We start from the raw sequence: 23,757 nt of genomic DNA, 5'->3' as shown, positions 1-23,757 counted from the left end.
ATGAATGATATATTGCCGGATACAACGGCAATATGGCGTTTTATCGAGAAGACTTTCATTAATATATTAACTTGTTATGGCTATCAGGAAATACGTTTCCCTCTAATTGAGAGTACCCAACTTTTTAAGCGAACAATAGGCGAAGTTACCGATATCGTGGAAAAAGAAATGTACACTTTCAATGATTTGAATGGTGACAGCATCACTTTAAGGCCGGAAGGTACAGCGGGATGCGTTCGAGCATGCTTGCAAAATGGGCTCTTACATAATCAACAGCAAAAATTGTGGTACATGGGACCAATGTTTCGACATGAAAGGCCTCAGAAGGGGCGATATCGACAATTCAATCAATTAGGGGTGGAGGCATTTGGAATGTCTGGTGCCATGATTGAGTTGGAGTTAATTTCTATATGCCGTAAATTTTGGGAACAATTAGGATTTGCAGATTTTGTTCAATTACAAATAAATACTTTAGGAGAAATGTCAGAGCGGCAGCGTTATAGAAAGATTCTGGTAGAGTATCTAATGGATCATGAAAGTCAATTGGACGAAGACAGCAAACGCAGGCTAACTAGAAACCCCTTACGTGTTTTAGATAGTAAAAACCCGGACATGCAACAATTATTGGCCAATGCACCCAAGTTACTTGATGTTCTAGAAGAAAAAAGCCGTTCACATTTTGAATTATTTTGCAAAGGTTTAGATTCATTGCAAGTTCCATATGTCATTAACCCCGTTTTGGTAAGGGGTCTTGATTACTATGGACATACTGTATTTGAATGGGTAACTGATAAATTAGGCAGCCAAGCAACTGTTTGTGCTGGAGGACGGTACGATATTCTAGTCGAACAATTGGGAGGCAACCCAACTCCTGCAGTGGGGTTTGCTTTAGGTATCGAAAGGATATATCTGCTTTTGGAAACGCTAGATCTTCTGAAACAAGAAAGTAGAAAAAATACAATTTTCATAATTGCGATTAATGATGAAGCCATGATGAAGGCTCTCGGCATATCTGAAGGGATACGAAATGCCTATCCGCATATCGACGTACTGGTAAATACTGCTGGCGGTAGTTTTAAAAGCCAATTTAAAAAAGCAGATAAAAGCGGAGCACGCTTCGCTTTAATATTGGGCGAAGATGAAATGGCTCATGATCAAATTAGTATTAAAGACTTACGCAGCGAAATGGAACAAATCACAGTGAATCAGGATCAGATTAATCAGACCTTGAAAAATTTTTTGGAATGAGTGTAGGAGAATGTTATGTCAACTTATATGACTGAAGAGGAACAGCTTGAATCGATAAAAAAATGGTGGAAACAGTATGGCAATATTGTTACTGTGATACTGTCTATTATCCTCTTTAGTATTGCAGGATATCGTTATTTGCATTGGCACCAAGAGAAAGTGACACAACAGGCTTCCGTTGCTTTCGAGCAAATGATGGTGGCTCTTTCAAACCACAACAATAAAGCGGTAAGAGCCTATGCCAATGAATTAATCAATCAACACAATCGTACTGTTTATGCAGATGCAGCGCATATGACTTTGGCTAAAATCCATGTATCCAAAAATAAATTAGATAAAGCTACAGAAGAGCTAAAATCGGTTGCCACAAATAGTAAAATGCCCGCTTTAAAACAAATTGCAAAAATTCGTTTGGCACGTATTCTTGCGGCAGAAAAATCGTATACCAATGCCCTTAAAGAACTCGGGAGTATTGATGATGATACTTATTTACCAGTCATCAATGAACTAAAAGGGGATATCTATGGAGCCACCGGTCAATATGAAGAAGCGATGAATTCTTATAAAATGGCTTTAGATGAAGTAAAAAATAACGGAATGGGTAATCTATTTTTAGAAATGAAAACCAATCAGATAGCGAGTAAATCACATTCTATGATCTCTGGAAGTAAAAAGGTAGAGTCTGCTTGATAGGGTATCTTAAGGACTAATTATTTTATGTTTTTCAATATATTTTGGTTAGAGAATTTTATTTATATTTAGTAACAATTGAGGTTTAATTTTCATGAAAGTGAAATTATTTTTTTTAATTTTCTGTGTCTTAATTCAGGGATGTTCCAAGCTTGATGATTACATGTTGGGCAAAGATAACACCCCCAAGCCAAAAGAACTCAAGCAAATTAGTGATAAAATAAAAGTAGAGCAGAACTGGACTGCAACTGCAGGTAAGTCATCAAAAAATAAAGAATATTTAAGACTGAAACCTGTCGTGCAAAAAGGAGTTATCTATACTGCAGATGTTAGCGGGTTAGTTCAAGCCATACATAAGCATGATGGGCATATCAAATGGTCGACACCCTTAAAACATGGTTTAGTCAGTGGACCTGTTGTATCGGGTGGCTATATTGCTGTGGGTACCAACAACTCTTCATTAGTTGTACTTAATGGAAATAACGGTAGCAAATTATGGCAAGCTAAAGTGACCGGAGAAATTTTATCACCACCTGCTATTCTAGCTGGAAAGGTAATCGTAAAGACAATCGACGGTAGAGTATATGCATTTAATGCAGCAGATGGGAAACAAATATGGATGGCAGAGCATGGTTCACCCAGTTTAATCTTGAAAGCCAGTTCTTCTCCTATTGCTATGGGTAATCTGATTTTGATTGGTTTCTCGGATGGAAAACTGGATGCCTTTGATGCAAAAACTGGTCGGGTAATGTGGCAACGTAGTATTGCTTATGCATCAGGTCCAAGTGACGTCGAAAGATTAGTTGATATAGATGCAGATCCGATTGTGGAAAATAATATCGTTTATTTAGCAAGTTACCAAGGTTACATCGGTGCAATGTCTTTAACCGATGGCCAGTTTATTTGGAAAAAACCCAGCTCTGTTTACAAAAATATGGTCCTTAAAGGAAATAATTTGTATGTTACTGATAGTAATGATGTTGTATGGTCTATTGATAAACGTAATGGCCAGGTCAATTGGAAACAAACTGGATTAAAAGCAAGAATATTAACGGAACCTGCTTTCGTAAAAAATGATTTAGTAGTTGGCGATAAAACTGGCTATTTACATTTTATAGATGCTCAAACTGGTGAGATTATCGCCCGTTCAAAAGTTTCAGGCGGTGTTAGTATTTCTCCTAGTGTGACAGGAAGGAAGTTATATGTATTAACAGACAATGGAACGCTTAATCAATTATCGGTGAGTTAATAATGGTTCCAGTGATTGCACTTGTAGGGCGTCCTAATGTAGGCAAATCTACTTTATTTAATCGATTAACAAAGACACAAGATGCCCTTGTTGCTGATTTTCCTGGGTTAACTCGCGATAGACAATATGGCCAAGCGGTACATCACGATAAAAACTATATTGTGGTAGATACTGGTGGTATCGGCGTCGATGATATTGCTGTTGATAATTTAATGTCCAAACAATCAGAGATAGCCCTCAACGAAGCGGATGTGGTTCTATTTTTAGTAGATGGGCGATCGGGTTTGACTGGAGTTGATGAAAAGATAGCTTCAAATTTACGTAAATTGGGGAAAAAAGTCCATCTTGTAGTCAATAAAACGGAAGATCTAGACGATGATGTGGCTTGTGCTGAATTTCATGCTATAGGAATTACAGATATTCATTCCATTTCTTCTTCACATGGAAGTGGAATTAAAACATTGCTCGATAATGTTTTATCTATGTTTCCACCTCAAGTTGAAGAATCGCATGATGATAATGCTATAAAAATTGCCTTTGCTGGTCGACCCAATGTTGGAAAATCTACTTTAATCAATCGAATTTTAGGTGAAGAAAGAGTTGTTGTTTATGATATGCCTGGAACGACTAGGGACAGTATTGAAATTCCATTTATTCGAGACAATCAACATTATATTTTGGTTGATACGGCTGGTGTCCGCAGAAAATCCCGTATAGACGAAAAAATTGAAAAATTCTCCGTAATTAAGACACTCAAAGCGATTGAAGAATCAAATGTATGCTTACAATTAATAGATGCAAGGGAAGGGATCACTGATCAAGACATGAACTTACTGGGTTTCATTATCGAATCGGGTAAGGCACTCGTGATCGCAGTGAATAAATGGGATGGTTTGGATGAAGAGCACAAAGAAAAAGTAAAAAGCGAATTGTCGAGAAGATTACATTTTGCAGATTTTGCAAAAATTCGTTTTATATCTGCGCTCCACGGAAGCGGGGTAGGTGGTTTATTTAAAGACATCAATGAAGCTTATGCTTCCGCCATCCAATCTTTTTCAACCCCAAGATTAACGCGTTTATTACAAGACATTAGTGTGAAACACACACCTCCATGTGTCAATGGGCGCAGAATTAAATTGCGGTATGCTCATCTAGGCGGCCACAATCCTCCTGTAATCGTCATTCATGGAAATCAGTTAGCTGATTTACCTGATAGTTATAAAAGATATCTCAATAATGAGTTTATAAAACATTTAGGATTAGTGGGAACACCTCTAAAATTGGAATTTAAAGGGGGTACAAATCCTTTTGCTAATAAAAAAACCAAATTATCTCAACGGCAGGTAAATAAGAAACGAAGATTAATGAGCCATGTTAAAAAAAGAGCAAAAAATAAAAAATAATACAATAATTTATTTTTTATTAATCCACGTTATGTATAGAGAAATCTTTGATTAATACATTGAATCATAATTAAATAATTATTGGTTTACTGATAATATTTTGAAAAAAGTGGCTATTTTAAGTCATTTCAAATTATATAATTTTCGAGCCTGGTTAAGGATGTGTTTCCTTCGCTCAGTTCCAATATTTAAGATTTTCAAAACATTTGGGTCCTCACTGACAGTCTTGCACAAGAGTACATTTTGTCCCAGTAGAATATCTATCTCGGCCTTTGTAAGGTTTGTTATACAGGTAATTGGATAAAGACCAGAAAATTCAATCAATTCTTTCAAGCTTCCATTTTGTGGATAATCCCAACCTATGAGATATAATCCCGCGCATTCTCCATATTGAATTGCATCAGGTGTAAAACGAGTATTTGTGACCAGCCAACCTTTAAGTTCTTCCCCTGGTTTTTTAGTATATGATTGCTCGATATCAAGAAATCTGGATCTAATATACAAACTAATTTTTACATCACAAGAGAGACCTAAGCGGTTATGGTATTTACACTCAACAAAAACATGTTCTTTATGTCGTTCTCCAACGATATCCACTTCGTGAGTGACGCAGTAGCCTTTAATCAATTGATTGGTGCTTACATGAAAACCTTGATGGCGCATGATCTCCGCAACAAATTTTTCGAATGGGTATCCTGATAATCCAAGCTGCATGATTGCTCTTTTCAAATGATACTTTCCAGCAAGACTTTTGGATTCCTGTCTTAGAAGATTAAAAGCAATACGGTATATCTCATGTGTTGTCATTCCTTCAATAAGAGATTTTGACACTTGGCTTATAATTTTGTTAATCAGTGTTTCATCTGCTCCAACTCTTTTTAAAGATAAATAGATACGTTGAGGATCAAAAGGAACTCTTTCTCCCGAAGCTTTAATAATATTAAGTTGGAATTTATTATTCATTGATATCTTTCCATTGGTGCAAATAATCAAAGACTAACTGGCTTATATCAATTTTATTGGATTTATGTGGAATCGTATTACAGGTAATAATCTGAGCAGGATGATAATCTAATAGCTTTTGATAAGCGTTCCCAGAAAAAATCCCATGGATTCCAATACAAACAGCAGGTGCCATTTTTACTTGATTTAAATGCTTTAATGTTTCTAACATTGTCCCACCTGTAGAAATAATATCATCAATAAGAACGGGTGTGTTGGTAGCGTATTGATTTAGTTCAGGTAGGGAAATTTCTACATGCTCAGCATTCTGCCTATTTTTTAACAAAATGGTAAACGGTGCTTTAGTTTTTTTTGCAATTTCTTCAATCCATTGAGCACTTTCAGAGTCAGGACCTATGAGAAGGGGCATGGAAACATGTTTGTGAATCCATAAAGCAATGTCATTAGACGCATGGAGTACTTTGTAAGGTATGGTATAAATTGAATTTAAATGGTTCCATCGATGTAAGTGTGGATCAACAGTAATTAATCTGTCAAAAGATGAGGAAATTAATTGAGCAAAATATGCGGAAGTAATGCCTTCTCCTGGATTGAATATTTTATCTTGACGCATATAGGGAAGATAAGGAGCTAATAAAATAATTTTGGCGGCACCAAGAGACTGTGCTGTTTTCGCTGCAAATATCAGAGGGAGTATTTTCGAATTAGGACGCGCTAAATTTGCAACTAAGAGAACAATTCGATTTCTTACATCAGATTTAATTTCTATTAAAATTTCTTCATCAGGAAATTGATGAATTTTAATTTTACCTAATTCAGAGCCCATTTTTCTTTGAAGAGAAAATGTCAGTTTTTCATTCCCAAAAAATGGAAAAATAATTGAATTTTGCTTCATGAACTGGCCTCAATTTGAAATAACTCACGACCTTCTTTTAAAAAATCAAGTGCATAATTGAGTTCGCTTCGAGTTTCTGAATAAATTTTAAAAAGAGGTTGGCCTTTTTTAACAATGGAGTGTAAGGGCGTTAAAAGTTCGACACCGGCTGCTTTGGATTTGGGTGCGCCTGCTAATTTGGCTATTTGGGAAATAATCCGATTATCTACATTTATAATGATTCCCGATTCCTTCGATTCAATGGTGTGGGTAACTGATGCTTTTTTAATCTCACGTAAGCCGCCTTGAGCTTTGCAGATTGCTTCAAATTTAGCTAATGCTTTGCCACTCTCGAGAAGATGCGTAGCAATAGAGTGTCCTTCTCCAGGCGAAACAAGAGGGGAAAACTCTATGATATGGCTTGCTAATTCTAATGCATGCTCTCTTAAATCTTGAGGTGCTTGTTTGTCGCATTTCAAAACGGATAAAACATCAAGCGCCTCAAGATTAGGCCCTATCCCACGGCCTACCGGTTGTGAGCCATCACTGAATATAACTTTTATTTTAATACGAAATTCTGCTGCCACTTCCTCCAATAATTTTTTTAATGAATTCGCTTTTTCAATAGAACGAACTTTTGCTGTTGTTCCTATTGGAATATCAATAACGAGATGGTTTGAACCTGCTGCAATTTTTTTTGATAAAATTGAAGCAACCATTTGTCCTTCACTATCTATATTTGCAGTCCTTTCGATTCGTATGAGCAGCTCATCTGCTGGACTCAATGCCATCGATCCACCCCAAACAAGACAACCATTCTCTTGTTCGACAACTTTTTTCATCTCATTGATACTTAAATCAACTTTAGTAAAAACTTCCATGGTATCTGCCGTTCCTGCTGGTGAGGTAATGGCACGGGAAGATGTTTTGGGGATTACCAAGCCAAAAGCTGCAATAATTGGGACAATAATAGGGGTTGTACGGTTTCCAGGTAACCCACCTACAGAATGTTTATCAACAATGAATGAATTTTCCCATGTTAATTGTTGACCTGAGCATACCATCGCGCGTGTGAGATCTATCACTTCTTTTTTGGAAAATCGCTCTCCGCCACTCGCAGCGATGTACATCGCGATATTAATATCAGAAAGTTGCCCCGTGACAATGTCATGAATAATATTGTTTGTTTGGTCAGCTGTTAACTCATTTCCATAAATTTTTGATCGTATATAACTTAACGAATCAAGTGGTTTTGGATGAATGACCGAAATTTTATCACCTTCTTTGGCAGAAAGAAGTGTCCAGGCATAGTTGGATAAGCTTGCCTCATCATGTCTTAATAGATTGGTTTCAATGGTATTCAGAGTAGCAACAATAGAACGATCATTAAGAATCACTCGAACTCGAGTCTGGGCAGTAAATCCTTCCGATTTACAAATATGGCAATCGTCACGCATGTAAATGACAGGCTCTTTATAGGTATTAATTCCCAGAAATTTAAGCGTTAAGGTTGAATGAAATTTGCTCATAGCGACTCTTTCTGTTCATACTCGGGAACGAAACACTGCTATCCCAGCTGGGTTTCAATTTTATTTTTTAGAGAAAATGAAGCATTTAATTCACCATGTGTAATAAAGGTTTTTCTTGGCGGCTCTTGGAATTCATTGAGCCATGTCAGTATCTCACTATAATCTGCATGTGCTGAGATACTGCCAATTGATTCAACATGTGCATTAATTGGAACCAAACTGCCATGAATTTCGACGAACTTTTTCCCAGAAAGTATTTCCGCGCCCAATGTTTCTGCAGATTGGAAACCGGTAAATAATATCGTATTGCAAGGATCAGGGGCGTACTCCTTAACATGGAATAGAATACGACCTCCAGAGACCATGCCACTCGCAGAAAGAATAATTTTGGGTTCTTTGTTCCTATCGAGCTGAATTGATTCCTTTACATCACGCACATAGATTGCAACGTCAAAAAGTTCCCGGCATAAATCTTTTGACAATCTGAGTTCATCCATGTGCTGAAACAAAATATGTGTGGCGTTAATCGCCATGGGACTATCTAAATAGATGGGAATATCTGGAATTGATTTTTCTTTTTTAAGTTCAGAAAGGCAATGTAATAAAGTTTGTGAACGTCCCACTGCAAATGCGGGAATAATGACTGACCCACCTCTTTGTATTGTTTTATTAATAATATTTTTTAAAGTCAGCTTGGAAGGTTCCTGTTCGTGTAGACGATCACCATAGGTTGATTCTATGACCAGATAATCAATTTTGTTTATTTTATTAGGTTTTTTCATTACGGGGTCATTTAATCTGCCGAGATCACCTGTGAACAGGATTGATTGATTATGATACTGCAATTTAATTAGGGATGAACCAATGATATGTCCCGCTGGAATTAATTGAGCCCTTAATTTTGTACCTAAGTTTATTATTTTGCTATAAGGTTGGGGTTGCATTAATTTTAATGCATTTTCCGCATCTGAGACATGATATAAAGGAGAAAAACTAGGGTAAGAGTGGCGATGCTCATTGGCATGTTTCGCATCTTCTTCCTGTAAATGTGCACTGTCTGGCAATAATAGGCTACATAGATCTTTAGTGCCATAGGTACAAAAAATTGGATTAGAAAAACCGTTTTTAACTAATAAAGGTAAATAGCCGCGGTGATCTATATGGGCATGTGTGAGTATTACCGCATCTAAAGTAGAAGGTTTGAAAGGAAGAGGTTGCCAATTTTTTTCGCATAATTCGGAAGGGCCTTGAAAAAGGCCGCAATCTATCAATATATTTTTTTCTTTAAAGGATAAAAGATATTTAGAACCGGTTACAGTCCTGGTGGCGCCAAGAAAAGTAATTTGCATAATCCATCCTTAAATGCAAATAAATATCTTAAAGGTGTAAAGTTAACACATCGCAAGGAGCATGATTGTCTGCAGTATGTGCTGTACTGCTAAAAAAGCCATGGAGTCCTGCAGCGGAATGGCTACCAATCACAATGAGCTGGCAATTTAGTTCCTTAACTTTATTAAAAATATGATCTTTTACTGAGCCTACTTCGACAAATTGTTGTTCGCGTGGAATGTTAAAATTTTCACCGATTAAAGATAGGACAGTTTGAGCATCATCTTTTGCAGGATTTGCTAACTCAGCAAACCCAAGCCCTTGGGCTAATTGAAAACTTGCAGGAAGTTCAATCACATGCAACAAGTAGAGTTTGGCATGAAATTGTTTTGCAATAGAAATTGCTTTTTCTGTTAAATGATTGTGCTCTTTTAGTAGATCGGTTGCAAATAATATATTCTTATACATAGCATCCTCATTTATTAGAGTTATTATTGTAAATAATAGTAGATTCCTTAATAAGTACCTATTTTAAATTTTAAAATAGGTAATAAATGAGACAACAAGATTTTAAAGATTTCTGGATTACTCAAGAAGAATTCATTTCAATAAAATTTATATTTTTAAAGATTGAATGCCCACATGGGTTCATTTTTGATTTGAAGCGGTCATTTGTTTTTTTTATTGAATAAAAGGAATTGATACTTCATTATTTTGAATAATCAGGATTTAGTTCCTTTAAAGGAACTAATACAAAATCTCGTGATTGGATGTGTGGATGAGGTATTATGAGATTTTTCGTATGAATCATTTGATCCCCATAAAATAAAATATCAATATCAATAATTCGAGGACCCCAATGCTTTCTCCGAATACGTCCTTGATTTTTTTCAATATTTAAACAAGCATTTAATAATTTTGCAGGTGGGAGCCGTGTTATAAGTTCTATTACTGCATTACAAAAATCTTGCTGTCCAAGTAAACCCCAAGCTTTATTCCAGTAAAATGAAGAAACTTTTGTGACCGTGGTACATGGTAATGCTTTGAGGGATTTAATCGCTGTTCTAATTTGACGTTCCGGGACTTTTTGGTTTGAACCGAGGCCTAAATAACATAAGTTCATTGGGCATCATCACTCACTTTAATGCCTTTTGGCTTGCGGCGTCTTTTTCGTTTTGGCACATCGGGTTTTAATGCTGCAACCATATTAGTTTTTTCTGTTTCGTCAGCATCCTGGAATGCAGTCCACCACTGAGCTAATTCCATTGTTTCGTCTCCGGCAAGAGCACGTAATGCCATAAAATCATACGCTGCTCTAAAGCGAGGATGTTGTAAAAGATTAAATGCCCTTCCTCCGAGTCTCTTTGCAAAGCGGTACTGCAATAACCAGATTTCCCGCATTATTTGAGTATAGCGTTTGGGAATCGCAATAATTTGATTTTGTTCTGCAATGACGATAGACATTGCCTTTTCTATAGAAGGAAGGGGATCTATTCCACTCTTTTGTAGTTCCTTAGAACATTCAATCATAGGGAACCACAATAAAACAGCAAATAAAAACGCAGGCGTTACAGGTTTTTCTTCATGAATCCGCGTATCGGTATTCTCAAGAGCAATAGCTAATAAGGCATTAACTGGATAGTCACAGTTTAATAATTGATTGGTTTGAGGGCATAAATGCTGAAATAAGCCATATTGCATTAACAACCTTTGCGCGGTTACTGCATTCCCACATTGATATAATTTAGTCATTTCATCGAATAAACGAGAACTGGAAACATGAGTAATTAGATGACTTATCTCAGGAAAAGGCGATTCTGTCTCTGGGGCAAGTTTAAAATTCAATTTGGCACTAAATCGAATGGCGCGGAGCATACGTACAGGATCTTCCTGATAACGTTTTATGGGATCACCAATCATGCGAATGAGTTTTTCTTCAACATCTCTTACGCCGCCAGTGAAATCTATGATGGAAGAATCACTGATATTGTAGTAAAGAGAATTTATCGTGAAATCGCGTCTCCACGCATCCTCGTCCAGAGAACCATAGGCATTATCTCGTACCAACATCCCTCGTTCATTGATTTGTTGGCTTTCATCTACCGCAGCATGCCCTCTAAATGTGGCAACTTCAATGATTTCGCGATGAAAAAGTATATGCACCAGCTTGAATCGACGCCCAATGATACGTCCGTTCCGAAATAAGCTTTTAACTTGATTTGGAGTGGCATTTGTTGCGACATCAAAGTCTTTAGGGGACTTATGCAGTAAGAGATCCCTGACACTTCCACCTACAATGTATGCCTGAAATCCAGCACCAATTAAGCGGTTAAGTACTTTGAGCGCATTGCTACTAATATCCGCCTTGGAGATGGAATGTTTGTTCCTGGGTATGATATAAGCTGAAGCAACAGGTTGCACATGTGCCCTGTTTTTCTTTAATAGCTTTTTAATAAATTTGATGATCTCTATATCTCACAATATTAATGAAACATACATATTATATAGAAGCAAAATAATAAAGTGAATCATTTGCTTTATAAACCCCTTATTCTCCATGGAAACCTTAGCAATAAGTTTTTTAATAAAGATATAGATAATACATAAATTAACGTTATATCATGTACTTTAATCATTGATGAAATCTGGGGAATAGATGGAATTTTTAGATATTTCAGTAGGCTTAATCGTATTGATTATATTGGAAATTGTTTTAGGAATTGACAATTTGGTTATATTATCCATTCTGTCAGAAAAACTCCCTGTAACTCAAAGGAAAAAAGCCAGAAGATGGGGGCTTACTTTATCCTGGGTTATGCGTTTAATTTTATTGGCTGTAGCAGTGGATTTAATAAAATTAACGAGACCATTATTTTCGGTAGCTCAATTTTCCTTTTCAACACGAGATTTATTTCTTATGGCTGGAGGAGCATTTTTAATTTGGAAAGCAACAGAGGAAATCCACCAGGATGTGACACAGGATCTGGTAATAACTGATAAAAATCTTACACAGACAGCTAAAGCAACATTTCGTAGTGTCATTATTCAAATTGCTATAATGGATATAATTTTCTCATTAGATAGTGTATTAACTGCGGTAGGACTGACATCACACTTCTGGGTTATGGCTGTCGCAATTACTTGTGCTATTCTTATTATGATTTTCGCCAGTGAAGTAGTTAGCGCTTTCATTAAAGAACATCCCACCGTAAAGATGCTGGCACTGAGTTATTTAATTCTTATTGGCATGGTATTGGTTGCAGATGGATTTTCCTTCCATATTCCAAGAGGTTATATTTATTTTGCCATGGGATTTTCTTTGGGTGTAGAGTCTTTAAATTTAGTAAAACGTTCCAGAAAAAGTAAAAAAAGTAATAAAAAAGGAAAATAATGATGTTGTATGTAAAATCCTTCCATATCATAGCGTTGGTTGCTTGGTTTGCCGGTTTGTTCTATTTACCCCGCTTATTTGTTTACCATGCTGATACCCATGATGAGATCAGCATTTCCCGATTTAAAATAATGGAAAGAAAACTTTACTATGCTATAACCTGGCCTGCGGCGATTTTAACAACTTTATTGGGTATTTGGCTGTTCAGTTATAATCCCTCCTATTATATAAAGGCAGGTTGGATGCATGCGAAGTTGGCTCTAGTCATTGTTTTATGGATTTATCACCTACTATGTGGACACTATTTAAAAATATTTGCACAGGATAAAAACCAAAATAATGATCGCTTTTTCCGTTTCTATAATGAAATTCCTACTTTATTACTCATAGGAATAGTTATTCTGGTTGTAGTAAAACCATGATTTAACTTGGGTTATGCAATAGAACAGAACCCAAGATAATGAACTTTTTATTGATGGATTCACTAAATTGTAAGATGTTTCCAGCCAAAGACAATGGAAGCTATCCCTTTATTCCATCTCAACCATATCAAAATCTTCTTTACCAGCACCGCAATCTGGACAGAACCAATTCTCTGGCACATCTTCCCAACGTGTACCTGGTTCGATCCCATCTTCAGGCCAACCTTCAGCTTCATCATATATAAAACCGCAAATGACACAAATGTATTTTTTAAATTCTTGCATGATAATACCCGTTCAAAAGGGGCTAATTTAGCTATTGTAGTGCTTGATGTAAAGATAAACCAATTTTTTTGCCGATTTTTATGAATCTCTGTAGTATCATATCGCAAAATTTATGGAGATTTTTATGACCCGATCAACCGATTTATTCCATCAAGCGCAAGCACTTATTCCTGGAGGTGTTAATTCTCCAGTGCGGGCATTTAAAGGAGTGGGTGGTTATCCCATTTTTTTTAAACAAGGAAAGGGCGCTTATCTTATTGATGCTGATAATAAGGAATACATTGATTATGTCGGATCTTGGGGACCCTTAATATTAGGACATTGTCATCCAACAGTGATTGAGTCCGTCACCAAAGTACTTCATAGTGGTATGAGCTTCGGAGCGCCGACAGAACTTGAATTACAACTGGCTGAAAAAATAATTTCATTAATTCCTTCTATTGAAAAAATACGAATGGTTAATTCAGGTACAGAAGCGACAATGACCGCGATTAGACTTGCGCGTGGCGTGACTAAAAAAAATAAATTCATTAAATTTAATGGATGCTATCATGGTCATAGTGATAGTTTGTTGGTCAAGGCTGGATCTGGCCTTCTTACATTGGGTATTCCGTCTACACCAGGAATACCTCAAAGTGTTACGGAGCATACTTTAACCGCCAATTTTAATGATTTGGAACAAACAGCCCAACTGTTTGAAAAATTTCCTGAAGAAATCGCTGCTGTTATACTAGAGCCAGTTGCAGGAAATATGGGATTCGTTTTACCTGAACCGCAATTTTTAAATGGCTTACGTCAATTATGCGATCAGTATAAAACTTTATTAATATTTGATGAGGTGATGACTGGTTTTCGAGTCGGCTTAACCGGAGCTCAAGGAATATTTGGAATTACTCCCGACATTACGACTCTTGGTAAAGTGATCGGCGGTGGTATGCCCGTGGGGGCTTTAGGCGGTAGAGCCGAAATTATGTCCTTTTTGGCACCGGAAGGTCCTGTATATCAAGCAGGTACACTATCAGGTAATCCTCTAGCAATGGCTGCCGGGCTAGCCACTCTGTCTGAAATAGAAAAGCCGGGATTCTTTGATGCACTTAGTAATACAACCCAAGCATTAACTCAAGCTTTGGCTTCTGTAGCGGAGACCTATAAGATTCCATTTTTTACCGCTTCACTTGGAGGAATGTTTGGCTTTTGCTTTACAGAAAAAAAACGCATTACAGATTATGCTGATGTTGCTTCATCTGATGAGGCATTATTTAAAAAATTTTATCATGGCATGTTGCAGCAGGGTGTCTATTTTGCTCCATCGATGTATGAGGCAGGATTTGTTTCTAGTGCTCATGGAGATGCTGAAATTCTTAAGACGCAAACAGCTGCTGAAAAAATTTTAGGACAAATCCAATCAAATAATTGACAAAATTTTAAGTCCTTTGTAGTTCCGGTGCACTGATTGAATTACAAGGACTATTTTTAATGTAAGTTCTTGAAAATAAACAATTAAAAAATTTATTTTTACTACCCTCTAGACAGTGTTTTTTTCACATGTCATAGTCAAAAACGTTCTTTTACAAGGAAGTCGTATGATGTCGATAAGGACAAACAAAAAGGAATTCCTACATTCGATGCCTCAAGGAATTATACCTCTTTTTTTTATTCAGATCGTATCCACCTTAAGCTTTAGTGTGCTTTATTCAACGCTTGTTTTATACATGGAGGGCCGCCTAGGAATCCAAATAAGCTCAGCCAACAGTATTATGGGGGTTTTTATTGCTTTTAATTTTGGACTGCATTTGCTGGGAGGCTTTTGGGGAGGACGTTTACTCTCAAATCGTGCTTTATTTTGTGCAGGAATGATAGCTCAAACTATCGGGTGTATTCTATTGTCCTTTGGGGAAGTCTCCTTTTTATATTATGGACTGGCTGCTTTCTTAACGGGATCTGGTTTAAATGTAACTTGTTTAAACTGTATGTTAACTCAACGATTTGCTCCTGAAGATACAAGGAGAGAAACTGCATTTCTCATGAATTATGCCGGAATGAATATCGGTTTTTTTGTCGGTTTCAGCTTAAGTGGCATATTTCAATTGACGCAAAATTATGAGCGTCTTTTTCTACTTAGTAGTTTGGGTAATTTGATTGCGTTGATTATTTGCCTATATTGTTGGCAGCAATTGTCGGATAAAGATACCATTTTTTCAAAAAAAGATAAAAACTCCCAGAAAAGGGCTGCATTGACAGGTGTGTTTTTCATATTAGTGCTCCCTATATTTTTAAGCCAGCTACTCCAATATGCTGACTGGGCTAATAAACTGGTGATCATGACAGGTATCATCATGTTAGGCTTTATTTTATATTTAGCAAGACAACAAGAAACCAGAGAGGCAAGAAATAAAATAGTAGCCTTTGCAGCGTTTATGATAGTAGGAACCGTGTTCTGGATGCTTTATCAAATTGCTCCTATGGGCCTTACTGTGTTTATTGATCACAATGTTCAGCGTGATTTTGGTCACTGGGTTATCCCTCCTCAATGGTTCCAAAATATTAATACAGTGGCCATTGTGATAGGAGGTCCTTTGTTAGGAATAATGCTACATAAAATGCGAAAAAATGGAGTTCAGGTGAATATTCCTACTCAATTCGCCTTGGCGTTGTTTTTTATTGGAATTGCCTTCGTAATCCTACCTATTGGAATTACTTATGCGAACTATGAAGGTTTAGTAAATCCCAGTTGGATTCTCATGAGTTATATTTTGCAAAGTATTGGTGAGCTTTTAATATCGCCCATTGGGTATGCTATGATTGGGTATTTGGCTCCGCCATCACTGCAGGGTATTATGATGGGGATGTGGATGTTGAATACAGGTGTGGGAGCAACACTCTCCAGCTACAGCTCTAATTTAATGATTAAAGGACAAGAGAGTGTGTCACCTTTAGTGACAAATAGTGGATATAGCCAGGTATTTTTATTATTAGGCTTATTTGCAATAATTTCTTCAGTAATTCTTTTCATTCTGGTTCCAAAACTGAGGGAGCTTATTCATGAAAAAAAGTTACATGAAGTACAAGAAGCCAAGCGGATGGCTACGAATCGAGTGGTAGCATGTGAGTAACTTTTTTGTACCTATAAAAAAGGCAGAGTTGATTTGGCATGATAACCTCCCATTTTCTAAGCAGTATCAGGATATTTACCATTCCTCAGATGGGGGAGTAGATCAAGCCCTTTACGTATTTGTAGGTGGGAATGATCTCATCAAACGCTGGCAATTATTGCCTTTGGATGAACCAACAAAATTCACCATAGCGGAAACAGGTTTCGGAATAGGTTTAAATTTTCTAGTTGTATGGCGTTTATGGGAACAATATGCCCCTAAATCCAGTCAATTACATTTTATTTCTTGCGAAAAACATCCTCTATCGCTTGATGATTTAATTAAAAGTCTTAGTTTCTGGCCTCAATTAAAAGTAGAAGCACAACAACTAATAGAAAATTATCCAGTATTGACTCCTGGCTTCCATCATCTGTCATTTTGTGAGGGCAGGATATCTTTAACATTAATGCTGGGTGATGTATTAGATTGCTATGAACAACTGTTAATTTGCGGGGAATCAAATCTTGAAAGTCAGCTTAGAACCGCATTTATTGATGCCTGGTTTCTAGATGGATTCTCACCATCTAAAAATAAGAGCATGTGGTCTGAAGCATTGGTTAAAGTAATTGCTATGTTATCTAAAGAAGACAAGACTACTCTAGCGACATATTCTGCTGCAGGATCCGTAAGAAACAGTTTAACCCAGAATGGATTTACTGTTGAAAAAAGAAAGGGTTTTGGAGCCAAGCGCCATATGATTTGTGCCCGGTTTACAAAAAAAAACATCCAAAATGCAGGCAAACGCCATACACCTTGGCATATTGGAACATCTGGAAAAAAATATAACCAAACCGCTGTTATAGTAGGAGGTGGTTTGGCAGGTTGTTTTACAGCTTATGCACTCAATAAGAGAGGGTGGAAAATCACTATTCTTGAAGAGTTAAACCAGGTGGGTTGTGCCGGTTCTGCGAATCAGCAAGCAGTCTTGTTTCCGAAACTTTCTGCTTACAATTCACCTTTAACTCAATTTATGTTAAGCGCTTATTTATTTGCTGCACGAACTTATAAAAATATTTTAGACAAGAGAAATATTGGCCAACTCTGCGGTTCATTATTGCTTTCCTATTCGGATAAAGAAATAGCCAATCAGGGGAGTTTGCAACAATGGTTAGATCATTATCCTGAGTTGGGTTTGCTTGTAGACCCTGAACAAGCATCAAAACTAGCAGGATTGCCCATCGCCATGTCCGGTTTGTTTCTTCCTCTATCTGGTTGGATTAATTCACCAGAATTATGCAAATTTTTAATAAATCGAGAGGGAATTTCTGTAAGAACACAAACTTCAGTAAATCAATTGAATTATGAAAATCAATGGATAGTAAATGGTATAGAAACGAACGTACTTATTTTGGCTAATGGTCCTAAAATCAACTCATTCGATGAAACCCAATATTTGCCTGTTAAACCCATACGCGGTCAAATGACAACCGTTCCCGTAACCGATCAAAGTGAACGTTTAAAATTACCCATTTGTGGCGATGGACATGTGCTTCCTGCAAATCAAGGACATCACATGGTAGGAGCTACTTTCGAATTAAAAACATCGGAATCTAAAACCAAACATCTGGATGATTTGAAAAATTTGGCTAAGTTAAAGCAACTGGCTCCAGAAGTTTTATGGTCTGATAAGGTAGTAAACCATTGGGCTGGAGTTAGGGCATCAACACCTGATTATCTCCCCCTTGTCGGCCAAATTGCAGAGCCATCAAAATTTGTAAATCAATTCATAGGGTTAGAAACGAATGCCAAACGTTGGATAGCGCAAGCTGGGCCGTATTATCCTGGTCTTTATGCCTGTGCAGGTTTTGGCTCACGAGGTCTAACGACCATCCCATTATGTGCAGAATGGCTTGCTTCAATGATCAATCATGAAATCAGTTGTTTGCCTAGAAATTTGCATTATGCTTTATCTCCTGCTCGATTTTTAAGAAAAAATATAATCCGTAGTGAGATTAAAATCGATTGAGATGGAATTCTCATTAGAGCATAATACTAAACCTGTAGTTGGCATTGTAAAATCCTGAGTCGATATCAGGAACAGTATTTTACGTCACACTACAAGGATTAATATCAATTAAGATCAAGGAGTGACAGCTAATGGTAGAATCCATGGGCAAAACCTTCAAAAATATAATCAATGAAAACAAACCGCTACCTATTTTAGGAACCATAAATGCTTATTCTGCTATGCTGGCGCAATTTGCTGGGGCTAAAGCAATCTATCTCTCTGGAGCCGGGGTGGCAAATGCTTCTTATGGAATACCCGATCTCGGTATGACCAATTTATCGCAAGTTCTTGAGGATGCACGCAGAATAACTGAAGCTTGTTCTTTACCTCTTCTCGTAGATGTAGATACCGGATGGGGGCATGCATTTAATATTGCCAGAACAGTAAAACTTATGGAGAAAACAGGAGTCGCCGCCATTCATATTGAAGATCAGGTGCTGGCCAAACGATGTGGGCATAGACCCAATAAAGCCATTGTTTCAATAAAAGAAATGGGGGACCGCATTAAAGCTGCAGTTGATGCACGTCTTGATCCGGATTTTGTCATTATGGCTAGAACCGATTCTTATGCTGTCGAGGGAATGAGTGCTGCAATCGAAAGGGCATTATATTGCATCGAGTTAGGGGCTGATATGATATTTCCCGAAGCAATGACTCGTTTAGAGGAGTATCAAACATTTACCAAGTCCATTCAGGTCCCAGTTCTTGCTAATATTACAGAATTTGGAAAAACCCCTTTATTTAATCGAGAGGAACTAAGCCAGGCAGGTGTATCTTTGATTCTATATCCATTAAGTGCATTCAGAGCAATGTCACAGGCAACATTAGAAACCTACCAGGTTATTCTGCATCATGGTACACAAAAATCTATTCTCGATAAAATGCAAACCAGGGAAGAATTATATGAGGTACTTGGTTATTATCAATACGAAGAAAAACTAGACCAATTGATGGAGGAAGAAAATGAGCGCTAAAAGCGGTGGTTTAGCCGGTGTTGTTGCTGGACAGTCAGCAATATGTACAGTTGGGCTAGCAGGAAAAGGTTTAAATTACAGAGGTTATTCAATCGATGATTTGGCAGAAAATGCGACATTTGAAGAAGTAGCCTATTTATTACTTTATGGGAAGTTACCCACTCAAAAAGAGTTGGACGAATATACAAAAAAACTGGTTGGGCTCAGAGAACTGCCGAGTTCGTTAAAAACAGTGCTTCAACTAATTCCTAAAGATACCCATCCAATGGATGTATTGAGAACTGGCTGTTCTTTCTTGGGTACTATTGAGCCTGAAGAAAATTTCTCACAACAATATGATATCGGTAACCGATTAATTGCCTTATTCCCTGGAATGATGTGCTACTGGTATGCTTGGCATTTTCATAATAAAGACATTTCTGGTTTGAGCGATGAAGAGACCACTGGCGCTCATTTTCTATCTTTGTTACATGGACGAAAGCCAAGTAAATTAGAGGCTCAGATGATGAATGTGTCTTTGATTCTCTATGCAGAGCATGAATTCAACGCTTCTACGTTTGCTGCACGAGTTACTGCCGCAACACTGGCTGATTTTTATTCTGCAATAACAAGTGCTATTGGAACCTTACGAGGACCTTTGCATGGAGGGGCGAACGAGGCGGCAATGGAACTTATAGAAGGGTTCAATAGTCCCGAGCAAGCCGAAACGGAATTAAAGAAAATGCTGGATAATAAAAAATTGATTATGGGATTTGGTCATCGTGTTTACACAACCAGTGATCCACGCTCCGACATTATTAAAAAATGGTCTTTTCGTTTGGGTGAGGAAAAAAATGATCTTCTGCTTTATCACGTATCAGAACGAATTGAAGAGGTCATGTGGAAGGAAAAGAAATTATTTCCTAACTTGGATTTCTATAGTGCGTCAGCATACCACTATTGTGGAATCCCCACTTTTCTATTTACACCAGTTTTTGTTATGTCGCGTATTACCGGGTGGTCAGCTCATGTATTTGAGCAAAGAGCGAACAATAAATTAATAAGGCCTACATCTGAATATACTGGACCTGAGCCTCAAAAATTCACTCCGATTGAATCAAGAGGGTAGTATTCATCGTCAGTACTTTGGATGAATGAATAAATAATAAATGATTAAATAGAGGTTATAATGCACAGTTATGTAGAAGACAACATTAAACCTGACTATGACCAGGTTATGATTGATATTGCTGATTATGTGCTCAGCAAAACAATTGATAGCGCTTTAGCTTATGAGACAGCACGTTTATGCCTTATGGATACACTGGGGTGTGGCATTTTGGCTTTGAATTTTAATGAATGTACTAAACTTTTAGGTCCAGTGGTTCCTGGAGCAATTCTCAGCGGTGGAGCCCGAGTTCCTGGAACACGATTTGAACTGGATCCTGTACAGGCAGCTTTCAATATTGGTGCTATGATACGATGGCTCGATTTTAATGACACATGGCTTGCGGCAGAGTGGGGGCATCCTTCAGATAACCTGGGCGCCATTCTTGCAGTTGCTGATTATATGTGCCGCCAAAACTGCAAGAAGGGGACTGCGCCAATTTTGATGCAGGATGTCTTAACTGCCATGATAAAAGCACATGAAATACAAGGTTGTTTGGCCTTGGAAAATAGCTTTAATCGTGTTGGATTGGATCATGTCTTTCTAGTCAAAGTCGCCAGTGCAGCTGTTGCAGCACAACTCTTTGGCGCAAATAGGGACATGATGTTAAGAACTTTATCTCAAGTTTTTGTAGATGGCCAAAGTCTAAGAACCTATAGGCATGCACCTAATGCTGGTTCAAGGAAATCATGGGCCGCAGGAGACGCTACCGCCAGGGCCGTTCGCTTGGCATTGATTGCTCAAACCGGGGAAATGGGTTATCCCAGTGCATTAAGCGTTCCCACTTGGGGGTTCTATGATGTCCTTTTTGATAAAAAAATATTTCAATTTCAACGTCCATACGGCAGTTATGTTATGGAAAATGTTTTATTTAAATTATCTTATCCTGCTGAATTTCATGCGCAAACCGCTGTTGAATGTGCGGTTTTGCTTCATCCTATTGTAGAACAAAGATTTGATGAAATCACACGCATAGATATAGTGACGCATGAATCGGCCATTCGCATTATTAGCAAGCAAGGGGTGCTGCATAATCCAGCTGATAGAGATCATTGTCTTCAGTATATGGTGGCAATCGGTTTATTATATGGTGATTTAAAAGCAGAACATTATGAAAATGATGTCGCAGCAGATCCGAGAATAGATGCATTGCGAGAAAAAATGCATGTGACAGAAAACGAACGTTTTTCTCGTGAATATCACGATCCCGAAAAACGATCCATTGCGAACAGTATTAGAATAATTTTCAAAGATGGCACGGAAAGCGAATTAATTACGGTCGAATATCCCATAGGGCATAAACGACGACGTGACGAAGGTATTCCTGTCTTGTTGTCAAAATTTGAAAAGAACCTGAACACACGATTTTCTGCTGATAGAGTAGAGCGGATTATGCAGGCAATGAGTGATACAAATACACTGGCAACCATGAAAGTAGATGATTTCATGTCGATGTGGGTTGTGCCCTAAATTTCTTTTTTATATATCTTCTACGTACTGAAGTCCTGATGATCATGCATCGGGACTTTATTCAGAAAACATATTATTATATTCAACACGTTACTTTAAGTGGTTTGCTTATCGCCATTAAATGTATATAATTTAATCAGGTAGATATAAAGCAAGGGAGAAGCAATGATTTTGAAACAAATATGTTTCTCTGTTTTGTCTTATCTATTCATTTTTTTTTACCCTGCATCATCTATATATGCCAACAGTACGGATGACGAAAAAGTTGTTGCCGTCTATTTGTATCTTAATAACCCAAAACAGCTGCAACATTATGTGAGTGATTTGCTAAAAATAAAAAAAGCAAATTTTAACCGCGTTATTTTTTCGTTTGTTAAACCTACTTTACTTGATTATCAAACTGGAAATTTGGCTACTACAGGTATATTGGGATATTTTACGGATCATGATGGTAAAGGTGCACAGGCATTTAATGCACTAAAATCCGCCATTAAATTATCAAAGTCTAAAAATATTCAAACATTTATTTCAGTCGGAGGGTGGAATTACAGTTGCAATTTTACAATAGCAGCCGACTGTGGTCCTACCTCAAATGCAACAAATCAAGTTCCCTATGACTGGTTTCTAGATCCCACGGATCAAGAGGAGATAACCAAAGCAAAAACCTCGTATGCAAATTTAATCAAACTAGCCAACGATTTAGGCATAGATGGCATTGACTTTGATTATGAAGAGTATTGGCATGCTGATAAGTATGCAGTTCCATGGGGACCTGGATCTAGTGGTGAATGGTCCACAGATATTGCAAAAAAAATATTGAATTCAGGAGGGCCTACTTATCAGAATCTAATGAAGTATGGGATTAATTCCGGAGCTTCATATGTTATGCCAAAAACTATTGATAAAATTGCTGCAATTTTGCATCGGGTTATGGACGATCCTGGCGCGAAATATCTTAAATTTTCCATTTCTGCTCCCGCAGAAGGTGCGCGGCCTATAACAGGATTTGTCACAGAAGATAAGTATCCTGAAATATATACGAAAGGAGGTCTTTGGTGGAAAGGGGACCTAAAAGGATTGTTGTACCATCTTACAGATAAGGATGAGGAGCTCATGACCCGCATTGAGAGCATTGGTTTAATGACCTATGACTTGTGTGGGGATAACCCAGAGCAATGTGCGCCGTATCTTAATGGGCCTTTGGATTTACCGGGGCAGGTTAAAGCATATATGAACGATTATTTTAATTGGTTAAAAGCAGACAAGACAACAAAACCAAGCTTAACAGTGGACAATATTGATAAAGTCACTTTTTTACCTGCTAAATATCACTTAAAAGCAAAGATATTATTTGGTTTTGAAGTCAATCAACCTGTCTATCCTAGAAATATAAATGGTCAACTACAACTAACAAATCAGTTAGTCAACATTATTCTTGATCAACAAAAGGACAGTGGCGGTGTAGCTATTTGGCAAATGTATTCAAAACCAAATCTATTGGTTCCAGATGCCACAACAGTACAACATACGATAAGCCAAAGCTGTAAGACGTTCTTAACCCATGACGATCGGTATGATTGTTATGCGAATTTCCCAAGCGTTGCTAAATAAATTCGGTTGAAG

Annotated in this window: 21 protein-coding genes; 13 read left to right on the top strand and 8 right to left on the bottom strand. The window is 37.4% G+C overall.

What is annotated here, in order from left to right; all coding sequences use genetic code 11:
• The 4 genes from hisS to der all read left to right on the top strand — a co-directional run bounded on the left by hisS (window position 1) and on the right by der (window position 4,590).
• On the top strand, window positions 1-1,248 hold the full coding sequence (gene hisS / locus BU07_RS0110640) for a histidine--tRNA ligase (protein ID WP_242601871.1): 1,248 nt from the start codon (window positions 1-3) through the stop codon (window positions 1,246-1,248).
• A gap of 15 nt (window positions 1,249-1,263) precedes the next feature.
• Complete coding sequence (locus BU07_RS0110635) at window positions 1,264-1,938, top strand: YfgM family protein (RefSeq protein WP_031565867.1); 675 nt, start codon at window positions 1,264-1,266, stop codon at window positions 1,936-1,938.
• A gap of 94 nt (window positions 1,939-2,032) precedes the next feature.
• Complete coding sequence (gene bamB, locus BU07_RS0110630; RefSeq protein ID WP_031565865.1) at window positions 2,033-3,187, top strand: outer membrane protein assembly factor BamB; 1,155 nt, start codon at window positions 2,033-2,035, stop codon at window positions 3,185-3,187.
• Between the two features lie 2 nt (window positions 3,188-3,189).
• A complete protein-coding gene (gene der / locus BU07_RS0110625; RefSeq protein WP_031565863.1) occupies window positions 3,190-4,590 on the top strand; it encodes a ribosome biogenesis GTPase Der in 1,401 nt (466 codons plus the stop codon).
• 123 nt (window positions 4,591-4,713) lie between these two features.
• Here the strand turns inward: der and BU07_RS0110620 are convergent, their stop codons facing one another.
• The 7 genes from BU07_RS0110620 to pcnB form a co-directional block, all read right to left on the bottom strand.
• Window positions 4,714-5,553, bottom strand: a complete 840-nt coding sequence (locus BU07_RS0110620; RefSeq protein WP_031565861.1) for an ATP cone domain-containing protein — start codon at window positions 5,551-5,553, stop codon at window positions 4,714-4,716.
• The gene (locus tag BU07_RS0110615; protein ID WP_031565859.1) at window positions 5,546-6,448 is read right to left on the bottom strand and encodes a ribose-phosphate diphosphokinase; all 903 of its coding nucleotides are present in this window, start codon (window positions 6,446-6,448) and stop codon (window positions 5,546-5,548) included. The genes BU07_RS0110620 and BU07_RS0110615 overlap by 8 nt, the downstream gene beginning before the upstream one ends.
• Entirely contained in the window at window positions 6,445-7,956 is a 1,512-nt protein-coding gene (locus BU07_RS0110610; RefSeq protein ID WP_031565857.1) for a thymidine phosphorylase family protein, read from the bottom strand. The genes BU07_RS0110615 and BU07_RS0110610 overlap by 4 nt, the downstream gene beginning before the upstream one ends.
• Window positions 7,957-7,994: 38 nt before the next feature.
• Entirely contained in the window at window positions 7,995-9,305 is a 1,311-nt protein-coding gene (locus BU07_RS16780) for an MBL fold metallo-hydrolase RNA specificity domain-containing protein (protein WP_035899104.1), read from the bottom strand.
• Window positions 9,306-9,333: 28 nt separating this feature from the next.
• Window positions 9,334-9,753, bottom strand: coding sequence for a universal stress protein (locus tag BU07_RS0110600; protein ID WP_031565855.1), 420 nt, complete (start codon window positions 9,751-9,753; stop codon window positions 9,334-9,336).
• A gap of 241 nt (window positions 9,754-9,994) precedes the next feature.
• A complete protein-coding gene (folK, locus tag BU07_RS0110590; protein WP_031565853.1) occupies window positions 9,995-10,408 on the bottom strand; it encodes a 2-amino-4-hydroxy-6-hydroxymethyldihydropteridine diphosphokinase in 414 nt (137 codons plus the stop codon).
• The gene (gene pcnB, locus BU07_RS0110585; RefSeq protein WP_031565852.1) at window positions 10,405-11,706 is read right to left on the bottom strand and encodes a polynucleotide adenylyltransferase PcnB; all 1,302 of its coding nucleotides are present in this window, start codon (window positions 11,704-11,706) and stop codon (window positions 10,405-10,407) included. The genes folK and pcnB overlap by 4 nt, the downstream gene beginning before the upstream one ends.
• A 235-nt stretch (window positions 11,707-11,941) precedes the next feature.
• Between pcnB and BU07_RS0110580 the strand changes: the two genes are divergently transcribed.
• Together BU07_RS0110580 and hemJ are read left to right on the top strand one after the other, a co-directional pair.
• A complete protein-coding gene (locus BU07_RS0110580; protein WP_031565850.1) occupies window positions 11,942-12,676 on the top strand; it encodes a TerC family protein in 735 nt (244 codons plus the stop codon).
• A gap of 2 nt (window positions 12,677-12,678) precedes the next feature.
• Window positions 12,679-13,098 carry a protoporphyrinogen oxidase HemJ gene (gene hemJ, locus BU07_RS0110575; RefSeq protein ID WP_031565848.1) on the top strand — a complete coding sequence of 140 codons (420 nt, stop codon included), beginning with the start codon at window positions 12,679-12,681 and terminating at the stop codon, window positions 13,096-13,098.
• A gap of 108 nt (window positions 13,099-13,206) precedes the next feature.
• On the opposite strand, the gene BU07_RS0110570 is transcribed toward hemJ, so the two are convergent.
• Window positions 13,207-13,383: a rubredoxin gene (locus BU07_RS0110570; protein ID WP_031565846.1), complete on the bottom strand. Its 177-nt coding sequence runs from the start codon at window positions 13,381-13,383 to the stop codon at window positions 13,207-13,209.
• Between the two features lie 124 nt (window positions 13,384-13,507).
• Between BU07_RS0110570 and hemL the strand changes: the two genes are divergently transcribed.
• The 7 genes from hemL (at window position 13,508) to BU07_RS0110535 (ending at window position 23,745) form a co-directional block, all read left to right on the top strand.
• Window positions 13,508-14,800 carry a glutamate-1-semialdehyde 2,1-aminomutase gene (gene hemL, locus BU07_RS0110565; protein ID WP_031565845.1) on the top strand — a complete coding sequence of 431 codons (1,293 nt, stop codon included), beginning with the start codon at window positions 13,508-13,510 and terminating at the stop codon, window positions 14,798-14,800.
• A gap of 169 nt (window positions 14,801-14,969) precedes the next feature.
• Complete coding sequence (locus BU07_RS0110560) at window positions 14,970-16,496, top strand: peptide MFS transporter (RefSeq protein ID WP_031565844.1); 1,527 nt, start codon at window positions 14,970-14,972, stop codon at window positions 16,494-16,496.
• Window positions 16,489-18,501 carry a bifunctional tRNA (5-methylaminomethyl-2-thiouridine)(34)-methyltransferase MnmC2/FAD-dependent 5-carboxymethylaminomethyl-2-thiouridine(34) oxidoreductase MnmC1 gene (mnmC, locus tag BU07_RS0110555; RefSeq protein ID WP_031565843.1) on the top strand — a complete coding sequence of 671 codons (2,013 nt, stop codon included), beginning with the start codon at window positions 16,489-16,491 and terminating at the stop codon, window positions 18,499-18,501. The genes BU07_RS0110560 and mnmC overlap by 8 nt, the downstream gene beginning before the upstream one ends.
• A 131-nt stretch (window positions 18,502-18,632) precedes the next feature.
• Window positions 18,633-19,517 (top strand): methylisocitrate lyase, encoded by an 885-nt coding sequence (prpB, locus tag BU07_RS0110550; RefSeq protein ID WP_031565842.1) that lies wholly within the window; start codon window positions 18,633-18,635, stop codon window positions 19,515-19,517.
• Complete coding sequence (prpC, locus tag BU07_RS0110545; protein WP_031565841.1) at window positions 19,507-20,625, top strand: bifunctional 2-methylcitrate synthase/citrate synthase; 1,119 nt, start codon at window positions 19,507-19,509, stop codon at window positions 20,623-20,625. The genes prpB and prpC overlap by 11 nt, the downstream gene beginning before the upstream one ends.
• Window positions 20,626-20,685: 60 nt before the next feature.
• Window positions 20,686-22,134: a bifunctional 2-methylcitrate dehydratase/aconitate hydratase gene (locus BU07_RS0110540; protein ID WP_031565840.1), complete on the top strand. Its 1,449-nt coding sequence runs from the start codon at window positions 20,686-20,688 to the stop codon at window positions 22,132-22,134.
• Window positions 22,135-22,299: 165 nt separating this feature from the next.
• Entirely contained in the window at window positions 22,300-23,745 is a 1,446-nt protein-coding gene (locus tag BU07_RS0110535; RefSeq protein WP_031565839.1) for a glycoside hydrolase family 18 protein, read from the top strand.
• Window positions 23,746-23,757 lie beyond the last annotated feature (12 nt).

It is taken from the genome of Legionella wadsworthii DSM 21896 = ATCC 33877, assembly GCF_000701265.1.
Taxonomy (GTDB): domain Bacteria; phylum Pseudomonadota; class Gammaproteobacteria; order Legionellales; family Legionellaceae; genus Legionella; species Legionella wadsworthii.
This window is presented reverse-complemented; position numbering and strand designations above follow the sequence as displayed.

Coding starts and splice junctions, on each gene's coding strand:
- hisS (WP_242601871.1), top strand. CDS start 1: ATGAATGATATATTGCCGGATACAACGGCAATATGGCGTTTTATCGAG.
- BU07_RS0110635 (WP_031565867.1), top strand. CDS start 1,264: ATGTCAACTTATATGACTGAAGAGGAACAGCTTGAATCGATAAAAAAA.
- bamB (WP_031565865.1), top strand. CDS start 2,033: ATGAAAGTGAAATTATTTTTTTTAATTTTCTGTGTCTTAATTCAGGGA.
- der (WP_031565863.1), top strand. CDS start 3,190: ATGGTTCCAGTGATTGCACTTGTAGGGCGTCCTAATGTAGGCAAATCT.
- BU07_RS0110620 (WP_031565861.1), bottom strand. CDS start 5,553: ATGAATAATAAATTCCAACTTAATATTATTAAAGCTTCGGGAGAAAGA.
- BU07_RS0110615 (WP_031565859.1), bottom strand. CDS start 6,448: ATGAAGCAAAATTCAATTATTTTTCCATTTTTTGGGAATGAAAAACTG.
- BU07_RS0110610 (WP_031565857.1), bottom strand. CDS start 7,956: ATGAGCAAATTTCATTCAACCTTAACGCTTAAATTTCTGGGAATTAAT.
- BU07_RS16780 (WP_035899104.1), bottom strand. CDS start 9,305: ATGCAAATTACTTTTCTTGGCGCCACCAGGACTGTAACCGGTTCTAAA.
- BU07_RS0110600 (WP_031565855.1), bottom strand. CDS start 9,753: ATGTATAAGAATATATTATTTGCAACCGATCTACTAAAAGAGCACAAT.
- folK (WP_031565853.1), bottom strand. CDS start 10,408: ATGAACTTATGTTATTTAGGCCTCGGTTCAAACCAAAAAGTCCCGGAA.
- BU07_RS0110580 (WP_031565850.1), top strand. CDS start 11,942: ATGGAATTTTTAGATATTTCAGTAGGCTTAATCGTATTGATTATATTG.
- hemJ (WP_031565848.1), top strand. CDS start 12,679: ATGTTGTATGTAAAATCCTTCCATATCATAGCGTTGGTTGCTTGGTTT.
- BU07_RS0110570 (WP_031565846.1), bottom strand. CDS start 13,383: ATGCAAGAATTTAAAAAATACATTTGTGTCATTTGCGGTTTTATATAT.
- hemL (WP_031565845.1), top strand. CDS start 13,508: ATGACCCGATCAACCGATTTATTCCATCAAGCGCAAGCACTTATTCCT.
- BU07_RS0110560 (WP_031565844.1), top strand. CDS start 14,970: ATGTCGATAAGGACAAACAAAAAGGAATTCCTACATTCGATGCCTCAA.
- prpB (WP_031565842.1), top strand. CDS start 18,633: ATGGTAGAATCCATGGGCAAAACCTTCAAAAATATAATCAATGAAAAC.
- prpC (WP_031565841.1), top strand. CDS start 19,507: ATGAGCGCTAAAAGCGGTGGTTTAGCCGGTGTTGTTGCTGGACAGTCA.
- BU07_RS0110540 (WP_031565840.1), top strand. CDS start 20,686: ATGCACAGTTATGTAGAAGACAACATTAAACCTGACTATGACCAGGTT.
- BU07_RS0110535 (WP_031565839.1), top strand. CDS start 22,300: ATGATTTTGAAACAAATATGTTTCTCTGTTTTGTCTTATCTATTCATT.